11 protein-coding genes and 1 tRNA gene are annotated in these 16,539 nt (G+C 54.6%); 9 read left to right on the forward strand and 3 right to left on the reverse strand.

Annotated elements, in window-relative coordinates:
- Nucleotides 1–4: 4 nt before the first annotated feature.
- The 4 genes from AC01ZF_RS08535 (at nucleotide 5) to AC01ZF_RS08550 (ending at nucleotide 6,507) form a co-directional block, all read left to right on the forward strand.
- Entirely contained in the window at nucleotides 5–1,723 is a 1,719-nt protein-coding gene (locus tag AC01ZF_RS08535; RefSeq protein ID WP_428111333.1) for a formate--tetrahydrofolate ligase, read from the forward strand.
- A gap of 250 nt (nucleotides 1,724–1,973) precedes the next feature.
- Nucleotides 1,974–2,474 (forward strand): hypothetical protein, encoded by a 501-nt coding sequence (locus AC01ZF_RS08540; RefSeq protein ID WP_424674682.1) that lies wholly within the window; start codon nucleotides 1,974–1,976, stop codon nucleotides 2,472–2,474.
- A 96-nt stretch (nucleotides 2,475–2,570) separates the two neighbouring features.
- The gene (locus tag AC01ZF_RS08545) at nucleotides 2,571–5,603 is read left to right on the forward strand and encodes a S8 family serine peptidase (RefSeq protein WP_476575284.1); all 3,033 of its coding nucleotides are present in this window, start codon (nucleotides 2,571–2,573) and stop codon (nucleotides 5,601–5,603) included.
- Nucleotides 5,604–5,799: 196 nt separating this feature from the next.
- Nucleotides 5,800–6,507, forward strand: a complete 708-nt coding sequence (locus AC01ZF_RS08550) for a hypothetical protein (RefSeq protein ID WP_424674680.1) — start codon at nucleotides 5,800–5,802, stop codon at nucleotides 6,505–6,507.
- 152 nt (nucleotides 6,508–6,659) lie between these two features.
- Here AC01ZF_RS08550 and AC01ZF_RS08555 read toward each other — a convergent pair whose 3' ends face one another.
- From AC01ZF_RS08555 to dnaN, 3 genes are all read right to left on the reverse strand, one after another.
- A complete protein-coding gene (locus tag AC01ZF_RS08555) occupies nucleotides 6,660–8,714 on the reverse strand; it encodes a TolB-like translocation protein (RefSeq protein WP_424674679.1) in 2,055 nt (684 codons plus the stop codon).
- A gap of 59 nt (nucleotides 8,715–8,773) precedes the next feature.
- Nucleotides 8,774–9,463, reverse strand: a complete 690-nt coding sequence (locus AC01ZF_RS08560; RefSeq protein WP_424674678.1) for a LuxR C-terminal-related transcriptional regulator — start codon at nucleotides 9,461–9,463, stop codon at nucleotides 8,774–8,776.
- Nucleotides 9,464–9,552: 89 nt separating this feature from the next.
- Complete coding sequence (gene dnaN / locus AC01ZF_RS08565; RefSeq protein WP_424674677.1) at nucleotides 9,553–10,689, reverse strand: DNA polymerase III subunit beta; 1,137 nt, start codon at nucleotides 10,687–10,689, stop codon at nucleotides 9,553–9,555.
- 255 nt (nucleotides 10,690–10,944) lie between these two features.
- Here dnaN and AC01ZF_RS08570 point away from each other — a divergent pair, with 255 nt between their 5' ends.
- The 5 genes from AC01ZF_RS08570 to uvrA all read left to right on the forward strand — a co-directional run bounded on the left by AC01ZF_RS08570 (nucleotide 10,945) and on the right by uvrA (nucleotide 16,469).
- Nucleotides 10,945–11,769, forward strand: a complete 825-nt coding sequence (locus AC01ZF_RS08570) for a 6-carboxytetrahydropterin synthase (protein WP_424674676.1) — start codon at nucleotides 10,945–10,947, stop codon at nucleotides 11,767–11,769.
- Between the two features lie 67 nt (nucleotides 11,770–11,836).
- The gene (folE, locus tag AC01ZF_RS08575) at nucleotides 11,837–12,517 is read left to right on the forward strand and encodes a GTP cyclohydrolase I FolE (RefSeq protein WP_476575285.1); all 681 of its coding nucleotides are present in this window, start codon (nucleotides 11,837–11,839) and stop codon (nucleotides 12,515–12,517) included.
- A gap of 68 nt (nucleotides 12,518–12,585) precedes the next feature.
- Nucleotides 12,586–13,281, forward strand: a complete 696-nt coding sequence (locus tag AC01ZF_RS08580; RefSeq protein WP_424674674.1) for an SDR family NAD(P)-dependent oxidoreductase — start codon at nucleotides 12,586–12,588, stop codon at nucleotides 13,279–13,281.
- Nucleotides 13,282–13,387: 106 nt separating this feature from the next.
- Nucleotides 13,388–13,463, forward strand: a tRNA-Thr gene (locus tag AC01ZF_RS08585).
- A gap of 150 nt (nucleotides 13,464–13,613) precedes the next feature.
- The gene (uvrA, locus tag AC01ZF_RS08590) at nucleotides 13,614–16,469 is read left to right on the forward strand and encodes an excinuclease ABC subunit UvrA (protein ID WP_424674673.1); all 2,856 of its coding nucleotides are present in this window, start codon (nucleotides 13,614–13,616) and stop codon (nucleotides 16,467–16,469) included.
- Nucleotides 16,470–16,539 lie beyond the last annotated feature (70 nt).

The following is a 16,539-nucleotide window of genomic DNA, read 5'->3' on the forward strand; positions in this document are numbered from 1 at the left end:
TAGGATGAAAACCAGTCTGCAAATCGCCGCCGAAGCCTACCTCGAACCGATCAGTGTCATCGCCGAACGACTCGGTCTGCCCGCCGAGTATCTCGAACCGTATGGTCGCTACCGCGGCAAGATTGATCTTACGTTTCTCGACGATCACCCCAATCGTTCACATGGTCGCTACGTTCTGGTTAGCGCCATAACGCCGACCCCGCTTGGTGAAGGTAAAACAACCACTGCCATCGGGTTGGCGATGGCTCTCAACCGGATCGGTAAACGCGCCGTCGTTACGTTACGTCAATCATCACTAGGACCGGTGTTTGGCATTAAAGGCGGTGGGGCGGGTGGTGGCTATAGTCAAATCGTCCCCTTAGCCGAAAGCATACTGCATCTCAACGGTGATATTCACGCCGTCTCGCAAGCACACAATCAGTTGGCGGCCCTGACCGACAACAGTTGGTATCACGGCAACCCTCTCGATATCGATCCCGATCGGATCGAGATTCGGCGTGTTGTCGATGTCAACGATCGCTTTTTGCGACAGGTCATGATCGGGCTAGGCGGCAAGCAAAACGGTTTTCCGCGCCAGACCGGCTTCGACATTAGCGTCGCCAGTGAACTCATGGCGATCCTCGCGATGGTCAGTGGCGCAGGCGCAAAAGCGGCACTCCGCGATCTGCGCGCCCGTATCGGCCGGATGGTAGTGGCCTTTCGCCGCGACGGTACACCGGTAACAGCCGAGGATGTACGCGGGGCAGGTGCGGCAACGGTGCTGATGCGCGAGGCGCTTAAGCCCAACCTGATGCAGACCATCGAAAACACACCGGCCTTGATCCACGCCGGCCCCTTTGCCAACATCGCACAGGGCAACTCTTCCATTCTGGCCGATCTCGCGGCGCTCCGTTGCACCGAGTATACCATCACCGAGGCCGGTTTCGGCGCCGACATCGGAGCAGAAAAATTCTTCAACCTCAAATGCCGAGCCGGTGGTCTCTGGCCCGACGCTGCGGTCATTGTAGCCACCGTTCGCGCGCTCAAAGCGCACAGCGGCAAGTATGAGATCGTCGCCGGTAAACCACTGCCGGCAGCGCTACTCCACGAAAATCCCGACGATGTCTTCACCGGTGGTGATAACCTCCGCCGACAAATTGCCAACATCACCCAATTCGGTGTGCCGGTCGTTGTCGCGCTTAATACCTATCCCGAAGACACTGTGACAGAGATCGAAGCCGTCGCCCAGATTGCTACCGCAGCCGGTGCTGCCGGCATGGCCGTGAGCAACGTTTACGTTGCAGGTGGAGCGGGAGGCATCGAATTGGCCAAACTAGTGGCTCATGTCGCCGAACGACCTGGCCCACGCGAACCGAAATTCCTCTACCCGCTCGAAATGCCATTAGCCGAGAAGATTGAAATGATCGCTCGCCGCATCTACGGTGCAGCCGGCATCGAACTAAGTGCGACGGCTACTGCGCAACTGGCAACCTTTACGGAGGCCGGGTTTGGTAACTTACCCATCTGTATGGCGAAGACCCATCTCAGTCTCAGCCACGATCCTAAATTGCACGGGGCGCCAGCCGGTTTCATTTTTCCTATTCGTGAGGTACGGATTAGCGCCGGTGCCGGATTCATTTTACCCATCGCCGGCACAACCGTGACCATGCCGGGCTTGGGCGCACATCCGGCAGCCCATCAAATTGACATCGACGATGATGGTAACATCGTGGGCTTGTTTTGAGAGTGACATCTCTATCTTGCCCTCTTTTACGCTTGGGATATGGGTTAAAGGATCATAAGTGTCATCAAGCCTGGGCTGGGGCTGCCACGACCTCAGTAGGGCTTGCACCCGTATCTTGCTACCCCGCTCTTCCCACGCCAACTACACTTTAACTGTACTCGTGCTTAGTGTGTAATAATCAGGTGCTACCATTGTCATACCATATCAATGTCATACCATATCAATGAGTGGTTCAACAGCGGAGACTCACATGCTCAGCAATCTTCCTCCCACACTATCCGAACAAGAACGTCAAGCACTCGTCAAAGCGGCACTCCGTCGTTGTCACAATGGTATAGGCGCACTCACCGCCAGCCTCATCCTTATGATCGGTGCAATAGTCAGCTTTTGGATAATCGACAAGTTATTTGATCCAATGCCCTTCCATTTCATCATTCCACTGTTTTTTACCATCACTAGCATCAGCCTATTGATTGAAAGCTATCATCGTTTTCGCTTTCACCACCAACTACGCCAAGCAACCACTACTGTTGAAGCACCGATCATCGACATATGGATTGAATTCAATGCCGCGGAGGAACCAACAGTAATCGCCTGGGAACTCATCATTCCTGGCACGATTGGTCAGCGCCGTCTGCGCCAAGCACAAGTAATCGACTGTTCCCTCCGCTCCTACTATCAACAGCTCAAAACCGTCAAAGTACGCTACAATCCGACCGATCCGAGTATATCAGCATTGGTCATCGAATAAGCTGCTGGACATTATGATAAAACTGTAAAACAAAGTTTATGCTGGTTGTGTTAAGATACCGAGAGACGATGTTGCATCATCTTATATTTGACTGTGATGAAACGATCTAGTTCACTTATCCTCTTCATCATTGCTTGCTTGGTCAACATACTGGCATTCGTGCCGGGTACCTCAGTGCAGGCCGATCCGGCTACACTCTCCGCTACCCCAACCAGCCTTGCAGCCACTGTCGAACTTGGCAGTACAACCACCCTCAACCTCACTATCACCAATACCGGCAGTAATCCATTAACACCTCACCTCTATGTTGGCTATCCACCAACAGCCAGTCCGGCTCGCATGACGATTCCATCACTGCCGGTGCCACTCCCCCAACAAGCCGAGCGGATCGATCCTGACCTACAAGCCGAGTTGGTGCACGGACCAACTCGCTTCCTCGTCTTCTTCGCCGACCGACCCGATCTCGGTGCAGCATTCTTGATTCGCGATTGGGCGGCCCGCGGTGAGTACGTTTACCGTACTTTGACCGAACATGCCGAACGCAGCCAACGCGCCGTGCGCACGCTGCTCGATGCCGCCGGTGTGCGTTACACTCCGCTCTGGATCGTCAACGCCTTGCTGGTTGAAGGGGACGCAACCCTGGCCCAAGCCCTTGCTGCTCACACCGACGTTGCAATGCTGAGTGCCGACCACGAGCTGCAAGTAGCTCCGTCGGCTTCTTCGACAACAGCCGGTAGTTGCAATCCATCTGCCAATAACGTCTGCTGGAATATTGATCAAATCGGCGCTGACCGAGTCTGGCGCGAGTTCGGTGTCACCGGTGAGGGGATTACCGTCGCAAATATCGATAGTGGCGTTGCGTATACCCATCCGGCGCTCGTCGGCCAATACCGTGGTAACCTTGGCGGTGGTATGTTTGACCACAACTATAACTGGTTCGACCCAGTAGGTAACACCAACGAACCAACTGCCTCAGGTGATCACGGCACCCACGTGATGGGGACAATAGTTGCCGCCCTACCTACCCAACCGGCGATGGGTGTGGCACCGCGAGCACGCTGGATCGCAGCCCGAGCCTGTGATACGCTCAACTGTACCGATAGCAATATCATTGCCGCAGCCCAATGGATGTTGGCTCCAACCGATCTCAACGGTAACAATCCGCAACCGAGTCGTCGTCCGCATATCCTCAATAATTCATGGGCATTTAGCAGTGGTGGTAACCCGGTCTATACCGGTTATACGGCAGCGTGGCAAGCCGCCGGCATCTTCGTCGTCTTTGCTGCCGGTAACTCTGGCAATGCGACGTGTAGGACGATTACATCACCCGGTGATTATGCCGATGTGGTAGCAGTAGGGGCAACCGATCAAAATGATAAACTGACAAACTTTAGCGCTATCGGTCCAACAATTGATGATCGGATCAAACCTGATCTGGCCGCGCCGGGACTGAGTATCTATTCAACTTCATCTACGGGTGGCTACAAAACCCTCCCAGGTACTTCAATGGCAGCACCTCACGTGGCCGGTACGGTTGCCCTGCTCTGGTCGGCTAACCCACAGTTGATCGGTGATTATACTACCACCTACAACTACCTTACCCAGACCGCAAAACCGATTACTAATGACCCACGGTTTATGAGTGCACTCTATAACGACTGCCGTCCTGACACTGTTCCCAATAATATCTACGGTTATGGACGGCTCGATGCCTTTGCTGCGGTAGCCGCGGCTAAGGTTGATATTCCATGGCTGATTCTTTCCCCAACACCTACGGCAATCCTAATGAGTAGTAGCAGTACGACACTGTCTATTACACTTGACGCTCGTAAAGTGCCTGGACCGGGTATCTACTCGGCACGTCTTTTGATCTACGCCAACAATCTGACCGACCCACCGCTGGCTGTACCAATAACGATGACTGTACCACCGCGACCTACACACGCGACGATTACCGGTACAGTGACCGATAGTGAGACCGGTCGGCCATTACTGGCGACGATAATAACGACTGACGGTGTGCACCTGACGACCAGCATTATCGGAACTTATAGCTTGACAGTGCCCGGCAGTTCTACCCAACACGTGACCGCTGCTGCCGGTGGCTTTGTTGCAAAAACCCAAACAATCACACCAAGCAATGGGAGCACGACAACCCTTAACTTTGCTCTTGACCCGATTCGCCCCCGCTTGACCACATTACAAGATGTGATACCGGTTACCGTTGATTTTCAGCAAACCGTCACGCTCAATTTGTCGTTGCGTAATGATGGCAATGCCCCTCTCTCCTACACCGTCCAGATTGATAACGAGCCTTATGGCGTCTGGCGAAGTGACGAACCGGATGGGCCGGGCGGTGGTTGGATCGATCCACCAACCGGTAGACAGGTGCTCAACTTGTATGATGATGGGAGTAGTGGTGCCCTCGATCTCGGCTTTGATTTTCCATTTGGCAGCACGTCTTACCGCAAAGTCTACATTGGAGCAAATGGGATTATCGCCTTCGCTCCCTTTACTTCCAGTTCGAACTACTTCATTCCATCATGCTTTCCATTATCTGAAACTACCTCGGCGGCGATTAGCCCACTTCACGTCGATTTTAATAGTCTTGATGGCGGTGAAATCAGCTTTGCCCAGGTGAGCAGCGGCGCACTTATCACATGGGATGATGTGCCATTATACGGTACAACTCGCCGGCTCAGTGTGCAAGCCCTCTTACAACCCAATGGTGTCATTCGCTTCCATTACCGGAATGTAGCCAATTTGCAGCCCACCGATCAGGCTACAATTGGTCTCCAGTTTGACGATCAAAGCCAGAACGTGGCTTGTGATGTCGGGGATGAGCTACCACTCGATCTGAGCGATGGATTGGTCATCGAGCTACGACCTCAGATCAATCCATGGGCATGGCTCAGTATTGAGTCCGGTGACAGTGGCACGCTAGCCGCTTCCAATCAGACGAATATCCCGCTCACTGTGCAGTGGGTCGCCCCAATGTATACGACCTCACAGGCACGGATACGGATTTACAGCAATGATCCGCAGAAACCGGTTGCCACTGTACGTGTACAACTGAACGAAGGTACCCCTGCTCCCTATCAAGTGCTCATTTTGCTAATATTCCGGTAATCTGCAACATTGTGTCATCCAATAGCGTCATCATTTTATACGGTAAAGGGACTCGCAGCGGCTGATAGCACTGTTGAACAGCCGCTGCGCCTGATGAGTGTACCGTCTTGACGGGCATGGGTTGTCGTCACCTTTGTTGGGAAACGTGGCAGGGGTGACACTTCCTTCTATACTCCAAGCGGTAGTAACCAAACCAATGACGGAACAACACCATAATGATGTATTTGCACCGATCGACATCGATCATGTCATGGAACGTGTAGCCGGCGGTAACGAGACTGAAGTCTACTGCAGTGATGATCGTCGCTTCGTCGTCAAACTCAAGGGCGAATTAGCTAGCCGCGACGCTGCGGCAATGTTGGCTGACGCCCGCCGAATGCAACAGGCGGCCCAGCGTTTTGCCGCCTGTCTCGGATCACGCCACACAATTCCGACCTATTTTCTTCTTAGCCGCGATAGCGAAGGATTTGTGCATGCGTTGGCGATCCAGCCATATCTCGTCAATGCGCGTGTCTTAGCCGGCATTGACTGGCAATCGGTTGATACAGTTCGGCGCCGACAGATTGGGCGTGATCTGCGACACATGATCGCTCGCGCTGTAGGTTGTCTGTTCCGCACCGGTCATCTCCCCGATCTCTACGGCCGGGTTAGTGCTAACGCCGCCGAGCGCAGTCGTCGTAAGCAGTGGTGCTACCTTCCTGAACGTCTATGGAGCTTCTTGGTCGAGCGTACAATTTTACAATCACAGAATCTTATGCTTACCGACGAGCAACCACCACGCCTGATATTAATCGACTACGACGAGGTACGTCGCAACCGGCTTTACCGACTGATCTACTTTCTTGCCCGTCTCGTATTGTTTGGGCGCGATTTGTTCGTTATCTGGTGGAAGTTAGAACGCTAATTCACGATGCAGCGTTTGACACCAATCCATAACCCGATCACGGGCAGACAATATACGTCCTAAGAGACGATTATCATACCAAACACCCCACCGCTCCAATGGGTGGGGTGTCTGCTTCATGCCAATGTTGCCAAATGTAGAGGTAACACCGTTTACCGTACCATTCGCACTCCACGTACCAGCTCGATCAATGCAGCCCGGCCACCGCTCTCGAAATCCCACACCCAGAGTGTCGTTGGGTAGCGCTGACTCTGCGTCTGTGAACCGCGCGGTCCCTCATCACCACCATCAACTGTCGTGTAGAAGAGTTGACGACCGCGCACCGTCGCCGCGCCAAAACTACCCAAACTTTGTCCGGTTGCCAACAACTCACTCCGTTGCAAGCCGCGCCAGCGATAAAGCTGGTAATCTTGTACCAGATCACTGGCACAGAGCGTGGTAAGGTACAGCAACTGCCCATTACCATCCCAACCAAGTGGGCGTGTCCAGAATGGGCCTTCGCGCAACGGAAGCAACGGCAACGGTTCTGGCGTAGCACTTGGAATAACGGTTGGTGTCGCCGTTGATGTTACCGTTGCCGTCGGTACTACTGGCGTCGCGGTCGTCGTCCCATCGGGGGTTGGGATTAGGGTAGGTGTCGACGTAGGCGTCGCGGTGGCAGTTGCAGTTGGCGTGGCGGTAGGGAGTGGCAGAGTCACCCGTTGTTCGCCAATCCGCTCAACCAATTGACCGGCGCTGTTGAGTATCAACAAGTCAACACCGGGATCATCGGCACGGAGCGCTTCCACGGCTACATAATCACCGTTCGGACTAGCCACCAGCTCCCCAAAACCGCGATAACGAACGACAAGACGCGCATCGGTGAGGAGATCGGCACCCACATCAAGCACTTCACCGGTTGGTAAGTGCAAGAATAGCGAACTCCGTCCATCAGGGGATTCAACCCGATAGATCAAGCGGTCACCGCTCAACCATTGTGGCCTAAACCGACTCCACTCATCCAGGGTAGACTCAATCCGTATCGGCTCACCACCATCAACCGACACCGTATAAATCGCCCATTGCGTTGGGATTGCACCGGTCTCATCAACAGCAAAGGCAATGGTCGCACCATCGGGGCTAAACACCGGCTCAGCGCAACTCACACCAGGCTGGGCCAACGGACGCGCCTCACCACCGTTTACCGGCAATAGCCAAAGGGTTGAAGGTACCGCCAGAACCGCATCGGCCGGATCAAGCCCTGGTTCAGCTCGGCAGAAAGCAAGGTAATCACCGCGCGGACTGACAGCCAGATACGTTTCGGTTTCGGCAGAATTGGTCAGATTGACGGCACCGGCAGCTCGCCCTATCATCCCCGGTCCGGCGATTGTCGTCTGTGGTGTCACTTGCCAGACATCGCCATCGAACAGCATATAGAGTGGCTCCAACCGGTTTGGCGGTGAGCCGGCCGGTACTCGCAACGTATCACTTGCTGCACCCAACGTTGGCGAGCGCGCAACTGCTACCGACAATCGGTTCGGGGCAAGGGTCACGCGGAACGGTACCGGCTCGGTCAGCGGCAACAGAATCGTCGCACCGACATCAGCTTGTGGGTTAATCAGCATCAACGCCTGAGAGAGCGTGCGGGTACCGGTGAACGAAATCGTCGGGGTAATCGAATTCGTAAACCGATCATCGCGAATCCAGCCGGCCAACTCAATCCGCAGCGCATACGGGGCGTTCAGAGCAGCCGGTGCCGGTACAAGCAGCGCATCAGCAATGGCTAAACAACTCACGGTTGCGCTTAGCGGGGGAGAACCGGGACTCAGATCAAACAGCAGATCGAGCTGCTCGAATGCCGGGTTCCCACTCGTCTGCACCTCTTGCAATGCGGCTGAAAAGCGACCGATGGTAAAGCCAACCGTCTGCGAACAGTAGCCAAAACCGGCCAATGCCGGATTAGGTGTTGGTGTCGGCGGCAGTGGTGTCACGGTAGGCGTCGCCGTCGCCGTTGGTGTCGGTGAAGGCCCAAACGTCGGAGTAGCAGTTGGGGTCGCCGTGGCCGTCGCCGTCGCCGTCGCCGTCGATGTTGCCGATGGCGTACCGGCAATAATAGTCTCGATATTGGCGATCGGTTCTTCTGGGCCGGATGGGATAAGGTCACATCCAACCAACGCGACAGTCAGGAGCACAGTCAGGTAGCAGTAGACAGAACGGAAACGCCTCACAAACGTCTCCTCGTGTTGCCCCCGCAACCGGAAGCAACGCTGACAAAATCTCAGGCAACTTACAAACCGTCGGGTAGAACGACCTTAATCCAGCCACGTCGCATCGCATACACGACAGCCTGGGTACGGTCGTTGACGGCTAATTTACGCAAAATTGACGAAATGTGATTCTTCACCGTCTGGTTACTAATATCGAGCTGAGCCGCAATTTCGCGGTTCGTTCGCCCAGCAGCGACCAATTCCAGCACTTCTAACTCACGTGCCGAGAGCGGAGAAAAGACTGTCTGAATATCATCATCACCGACCATCTGACGAAAGGCTTCCAGTACGGTTGCGGCAACTTCTGGCGAAGTGAGCACGAGATCGTTAATCGGATACTCACCACGACGCACTTGGTGAAGCGTCGCGAGCAAATCGACAAATTCAATATTGGGTGGAACCATTGCCGACACACCGGCCCGGATCGCCTTGACGACCGTCGCACCATCATTGGTTGGCCCAAACAGGATGATACCAATATGCGGATGACTACGCTTGATCACACGTGCGACTTCTAACCCGTGGACACCGGGCAGATCAATGTCCATCACAACCAGATCGGAATCGGTTTGATCTACCAACTGGATCGCCTGCTGACCATTACTCGCCTCACCGATCACTCGATATTCCGGTGTTGACGACAAAGCATAGCGCAAACCGTCGCGAAAGAGCGAAACAGTATGCACGATAATCAGCGTTGTCACACTCACAGGTAACTCCTCCCCCAGCAGGTGATCTCACGTAAGACGGGTACGGACCTTGTGCCCACCCCACCGGCAAGCACAAGGCATGCCACTGCTTATCGCATACTCATCGGCATCACGATGTGAATATAGTCATCGTGCCCCACCGGCTTGAACACCGCAGGGCTTTGCGCACTCTGCATCTCAAACGCGATTTGGTTTGAGCCAACCGCAGCAATTGCATCGGCCAAAAACTTAACATTGAGTGCGATGACGCCACCCTCACCGATGACACTCCCATCAAGCTCACTCGTATTATCACCCAATTCGGCGGAATTGGCACTCAGTACAATCCTCCCCGGCCCCATCTCACCGGCCGGCTCGATCTTTAATTTGACCACGTTTTGGCTCGCGCTGGCGAAGAACGATGCAAGCTTCACTGCCTTTGCCAACTCAGTACTGTCGAGCACCGTTCGCGTCACGTATTGTTGCGGAATGATCCGCTCAAAATCAGGGAACCTTCCCTCGATTAAACGTGAGACAACCTCGGTATTTTCAGTGTGGAAGAGAACATGACTACCACCGGGTGTGTACACCATTGCCACATCACCCTCTATATCGCCGATAATGCGGGCCAACTCGGCGAGCGTGCGTGCCGGAATTAAGCAATCGACCGCGTGAGCAACCGTTTCGGCCAACGGTATTGTACGCATTGCCAACCGGAACCCATCGGCGGCCACGAGCGTCAGTTGTTGATCGCGCGTTCGGACCAACACACTGGTCAAAATCGGGCGCGACTCATCAGTCGCGGCGGCAAACGCTACCTGTTCAATAGCCTCACGCCAGAGCACCGCCGGCAACGATACAAGCGGCGCCCGCGTATTGACAGCCGGCAATGAAGGAAATTCGTCTGCATCAACGCCTTTGATATTGCTTACGAAACGGCCACATTCAACCCGCAACGTTTGGGTCTTGGGATCGAGAGTGAGGGTTACTTTATCGTTCGGTAGACCACCTACGACATCGGCCAACAGCTTGGCCGGAACAGCCACTGCACCTGCTTGCGCTATGTTCGCACCAATCCAACGGTTAATTCCGACCTCAAGATTGGTGGCTGTCAGTTTGAGCCGGCCATCATCAGTAGCAAGTAACACATTTGCCAATACCGGCAATGTTGCGCTTTTACCGGCAACGGCATGGCTTATCGCCGCCAGACCGCGCTTCAGATCATCTTGCATGCATGTAAGCTTCATCGTGGCTCCTTAAAGAGACAACCTTACAAGCAGCAGCAAATGCTGCTCACCATCCGGGTGTGGCGCATTATAGCATATTGGCATCATTGCCGGCAGCATGACTGGTGCGTATGCAAGATAACCGTGCAGAGAGTGTGCATTGTATGAACAGAGGTCTTGACTTTTTGCAGAGCCGTGGTACCGTTTTATAGGGAAGAAGATTTTAAATAGCGATGGTTGACTCGACGATGGTCAACAATCAGAAGGGATTTGAGCATGGTAGTCGCTACGCGCCGATTTGAATTCTCTGCTGCACACCGGTATTGGCGCGATGACTGGAGCGCCGCTGAAAACGAGCGAGTCTTTGGGCCATATACAAGCCCGTATGGACATGGGCACAACTATACCCTCGATGTGAGCATCACCGGTGAGCTAGATGAGCGTACCGGCATGGTTATGAATATGACCGAACTCAAGGCAATCGTCAATGAAGTGCTCGAAGAGTTCGATCACAAGCATCTCAACCTCGACACACCGTATTTCCGCGATCAGATCCCGACGACCGAAAACTTCGTTCGTGTGCTCTGGCGACTGATCGCAGCACGCTTACCGACTCATGCGCGGCTCGCTCATCTCCGGTTATACGAACAGCCTGACCTCTGGGTCGACTACGACGGTGTTGGCGAAACCCAGTTTGCCCGCTTATACACCTTTGCCGCTGCTCATCGATTGCATGCACCGGCGCTCAGCGACGAAGAAAATCTCGCGATTTACGGTAAGTGCAACAATCCAAATGGCCACGGTCATAACTACACGTTGGAAGTTACCGTCCAAGGTGAGATTGACCCCGCCACCGGTATGCTCGTCGATCTAGCTTGGCTCGACCAGACGGTACATTCGGTGATCGATCCGCTTCATCTCCACCACCTCGACCGGGAAATTCCGGTCTTCGCCGAGCGACCTTCGACCGCCGAAAATATTATCGTCTATCTGTGGAACGAGCTCGCTCCTAAGCTAGAGGGCCGGCTAGCCCTGCTGCGCCTATGGGAGACGCGCAAAAATATCTTTAGCTATGCCGGTCCGGCATCGATCCCCGCTTAGGATAGGTATCACGCCTTTTTGCAGTGCGACCGTCGCGCTATACGTTTTGCAACGGAGTATCAAAATTATGTCAACTAATGGTTATCATTTAACCCACAATCACGATTTCGATGAAGACCACTACGAACACCTGATCGTTCCTGGTCGCGGCAAACTCGAAGGGATGACATTTTCATCAGATCCACGGATCGAAGACGCTGTTCGTACAGTCCTCACTGCAATTGGTGAAATACCAGAGCGTGAGGGTTTGCAGAAGACACCATCACGGGTGGCAAAGATGTACGCCGAGCTGACCGCCGGTTATCATATCGATCCACAAGCCTTGATCAACGGCGCCATCTTTCATGTTGCCTACGACGAGATGGTGCTGGTGACCAATATCGATTACTACAGCTTGTGTGAGCACCATATGTTGCCGTTCTTTGGGCAAGTCCACGTCGCCTACATTCCCAACGGAAAAGTGGTTGGACTAAGTAAGATTCCTCGGATCGTCGAGATGTTTGCCCGTCGCCTCCAAGTACAAGAGCGGATGACCGTGCAAATTGCCGATTTCATCAACGAAACGCTTGAGCCGGCGGGAGTGGCCGTCGTGGCCGAGGGGACTCATATGTGTGGGGTGATGCGAGGGGTAAAAAAGGCCAATGCCCGTATGGTGACTTCGGCAATGCGCGGTGCCTTCCGTGAGGACCCGAAAACTCGTGCCGAGTTTATGGCCCATGTCAATCGGGCAAGTAGTCGCCAGGATTAGGTAAAGGACGTGTACACGACCGATCAGGTTGTGTCCACGTATCTTTCATAACTGCCAAGAGAACGCTTATGCAATCGATCCTCATTACCGGCGCTTCGCGTGGCATTGGCGCAGCAACCGCTTTGGCACTGGCTAAACCCGGTACCCGTCTCACCCTGGCAGCACGTAACCGATCGGCGCTGGAAACTGTAGCAGCACAGGTCACCGCTACCGGTGCTGAATGCATTGTTGCTCCGTGCGATGTCACCGATCCGGCACAAGTTCGTGAAATGGTGGCAATCGCTGCCGGCGCCGGCCGGCTTGATGTCGTGGTCCACAGTGTCGGCGGCGCGCTTGTGGCACCGCTCGAAGCACTGAGTCTTGCCGAATGGGAGGCGCATCTGCGAACCCAGCTCACCAGTCTCTTTCTAGTGGCACAGATGGCGGTTTCCCGCATGGATCGCGGTGGTTTATTGATCAATATTGCCTCGGTTGCTGCTCGCCAGGCATTTCCCGGCTGGTCGGCGTATGTCGCAGCCAAACACGGTGCGCTCGGTTTTGCCGCCGCCATTCGGGAAGAACTGCGCCCACGTGGCATCCGTGTCTGTTCAATTTTGCCCGCCGCTACCAACACTGCAATCTGGGACGCTATTCCCGGTGAGTGGGCGCGGGATAATATGTTACAACCGGCCGACGTCGCGGCGGCTGTTGCTGCTGTTGTTGCGCTACCGCCATACGTGACGGTGGAAGACCTCACCATTGGCCATGTCGTCGGACGGTTATAGTTCCCGTCCACCGAGTATCAAGGTGAGGCAACGCCTCACCTATCTCTTACACAACACCATCCTTGACAAACCGGTCTACTTCGGCTACAATCGTTGACGGTATCTTGCCAATGTAGCTCAGTCGGTAGAGCAGCTGTTTCGTAAACAGCCGGTCGCCGGTTCGAGTCCGGCCATTGGCTCCACCCGTTGCGCTATTGCATTGCAGAGGCCTACTTCGATGACAAGTCATCGAAGTAGGCCTCAGGCTTTTCAAACTGGTTATTAATGTGTGGTACCATGAAAGAACTGTCTAGATACTCTAGACTTCGTACCAATATAAGCAATGCAGCACCATGGAATGGATACGGATCCGCGGCGCACGCACTCACAATCTCAAACAGATTGATCTCGACATCCCACGCGGTACATTGGTCGTGATGACCGGCGTTTCGGGATCGGGGAAGAGTTCGCTCGCCTTCGATACCATCTTTGCCGAAGGGCAACGCCGCTATGTCGAGAGCTTATCGGTGTACGCTCGTCAATTGCTCGGTCAACTAGAAAAGCCCGATGTAGACCTGATCGAAGGGCTATCACCGGCGATTGCGATTGATCAAAAAGGCGGTGCCCGTAACCCCCGTTCCACCGTTGGTACTGTCACCGAAGTGTATGATTTCTTGCGCTTGCTCTTTGCCCGTATCGGTCAACCACACTGCCCACACTGCTATACACCGCTCCGTCGCTATACGCCGCAGCAGATGGTTGATGTTATCGTTGAACTGCCGGCTGACCGACGGGTACAGCTCCTTGCCCCGCTGACCGGTGATGCTGAAACAATACTGGCCGAGCTGCGGCGACACGGTTTCGTTCGTGCTCGGATCGACGGTGTGGTGCATGAACTTGATGAGCCGATCCGGTTGGATAAGTACCGAAAGCACACTGTCGAAGCCGTCGTTGACCGATTGATCATTCGTCGTACTGCCGAGGGAACACCGGCACTTGACCGTGTGCGGGTCACCGATTCGGTTGAGACGGCCCTGAAGTTGAGTGGTGGTCAACTGATGGTGCAGGTCATCGACGGCGATGAGTGGCTGCTCAGTGAACGGTATGTTTGTCCACAACACGGTTCGATAGACTTAGGTGAGCTTGAACCGCGCGATTTTTCGTTCAACAACCCGCACGGGGCTTGTCCAACCTGCGATGGCCTGGGTGTCGTACCCGAAATCGATCCTACCCTTGTCGTGCCTGACCGCCGCTTACCGCTCCTCGAAGCGATTGCGCCGTGGCGAGAAGGAGATAGTACCGCCCAGCGCTACTATCAAGACGTGCTGCGATCTTTTGCCGCTCACTTCGGCGTTGACCCACTTACACCGATCAATGCACTGTCGCCCGAAGTCTTAAGTACGTTACTGTACGGTACCGGTGGTGAACCGATCACTTTGCAGTACCACCATCAGGGGCGAGTCCACAGTGTTGAAACTGAATTTGAGGGTATCATACCCAACCTACGCCGCCGTCTCAACGAACAGCGAAACGGCAATGACCCATCGCCGCTTGAACAGTACACCTCACCACACCCCTGCCCTGATTGTGGTGGAACCCGCCTACGCCCCGCTGCTCGCGCCGTCACGGTAGCCGGTGCATCGATTGCCGATATTCACCGGATGACCGTCGCCGATGCGTTGGCGTGGGCCGGTGCTCTGCTCGAATACCACGAGTTGAGCGAACGGCAACGCACCATTGCGCGCCCAATCGTGCGTGAGATTACCCAGCGCTTACGATTTTTATGTGAAGTTGGACTGTCTTATCTCACGCTGGATCGCACAGCAATGACACTCAGTGGCGGTGAGATGCAGCGTGTGCGATTGGCGACGCAAGTAGGTGCCGGCTTATCCGGCATACTCTACGTGCTCGACGAACCGAGTAGCGGTTTACACCCACGTGATCATGACCGTCTGCTCACCACGTTGCTGGAATTACGCGATCTCGGTAACAGCGTGATTGTGGTCGAACACGACGAAGCAACTATCCGTGCTGCCGATTGGCTGGTTGATATCGGGCCGGGAGCTGGGCCGCACGGTGGTGAAGTATTGGCAAGTGGAACATTGAATGAAATCATTGCTTGCCCACGGTCGCTAACCGGGCAATATCTGAGTGGAAAGCGTCAGATACCGATTCCCGACCGGCGACGTCCGGCCAACGGGCCATGGCTCGAACTGCGCGGATGTCGAGCCAATAATCTCAAGAACATCGATGTGCGTATTCCCCTCGGCTGCTTTGTCGCGGTTAGTGGTGTCAGCGGTAGTGGCAAGAGTAGCCTCATTGGAGACACGCTTGCGCCGCGCTTAATGCAGTTGCTGCATGGCGGCAAAGTCCACGCTGGCGATCACGATGCCATTCTCGGTGTTGAACATCTTGAACGAGTGATCGTCGTCGATCAAAACCCGATCGGACGCACGCCACGCTCGAACCCGGCTACCTACTGTCGGATTTTCGATCCCATTCGCAACTTATTCGCTGCGACCAATGAAGCCAAAGCTCGCGGGTATGATGCCTCGCGCTTCAGCTTTAACATCAAGGGCGGTCGGTGCGAGCACTGCGCCGGTGAAGGGTTGATTCAGGTCGAAATGCAGTTTCTCCCCGATATGTTCGTACCATGTGATATTTGCGGCGGAACGCGGTATAATCGAGAGACGTTAGATATTCGTTACCGTGGTCTCAACATTGCCGAAGTGTTAGAATTAACGGTAGCAGAAGCGCTTGACTTCTTCGCGCGCGTACCGGCTATTGCCGAACGGTTGCAAGCACTTCACGATGTCGGCCTTGGCTATCTCAAACTCGGTCAGCCGGCACCGACCCTGAGCGGTGGCGAGGCACAGCGGATCAAACTGGCCGCCGAACTGAGCCGGCGGAGTAGCGGACGGACGCTCTACATTCTCGATGAGCCAACGACCGGCCTGCACTTCGCCGACATCGAACGATTGGTAACCGTCTTACAACGTCTCGTTGATGCGGGCAATACGGTACTCGTGGTTGAACATCACATTGATCTGATCGCTGCTGCCGATTGGGTGATCGAACTCGGCCCTGAAGGCGGCGACAACGGTGGGCACCTGATCGGTGCCGGCACACCCGAAACTATTGCTATGCTGGCCAAATCGGCAACCGGTCCGTATCTGAAAAATCGTCTATATCGTGCATTGACGCGATAAACGTGGTAATCCGAATGTAATCTGTACGCCTTGAGTCTCTAGGAGCTACAGCCTATAGTACCAGCAAATG

This window comes from Chloroflexus sp. (assembly GCF_056331925.1).

What these genes read in the sequence shown, in the direction of transcription:
- AC01ZF_RS08535 (WP_428111333.1), top strand. Translation starts at nt 5, where the DNA reads ATGAAAACCAGTCTGCAAATCGCCGCCGAAGCCTACCTCGAACCGATC.
- AC01ZF_RS08540 (WP_424674682.1), top strand. Translation starts at nt 1,974, where the DNA reads ATGCTCAGCAATCTTCCTCCCACACTATCCGAACAAGAACGTCAAGCA.
- AC01ZF_RS08545 (WP_476575284.1), top strand. Translation starts at nt 2,571, where the DNA reads ATGAAACGATCTAGTTCACTTATCCTCTTCATCATTGCTTGCTTGGTC.
- AC01ZF_RS08550 (WP_424674680.1), top strand. Translation starts at nt 5,800, where the DNA reads ATGACGGAACAACACCATAATGATGTATTTGCACCGATCGACATCGAT.
- dnaN (WP_424674677.1), bottom strand. Translation starts at nt 10,689, where the DNA reads ATGAAGCTTACATGCATGCAAGATGATCTGAAGCGCGGTCTGGCGGCG.
- AC01ZF_RS08570 (WP_424674676.1), top strand. Translation starts at nt 10,945, where the DNA reads ATGGTAGTCGCTACGCGCCGATTTGAATTCTCTGCTGCACACCGGTAT.
- folE (WP_476575285.1), top strand. Translation starts at nt 11,837, where the DNA reads ATGTCAACTAATGGTTATCATTTAACCCACAATCACGATTTCGATGAA.
- AC01ZF_RS08580 (WP_424674674.1), top strand. Translation starts at nt 12,586, where the DNA reads ATGCAATCGATCCTCATTACCGGCGCTTCGCGTGGCATTGGCGCAGCA.
- uvrA (WP_424674673.1), top strand. Translation starts at nt 13,614, where the DNA reads ATGGAATGGATACGGATCCGCGGCGCACGCACTCACAATCTCAAACAG.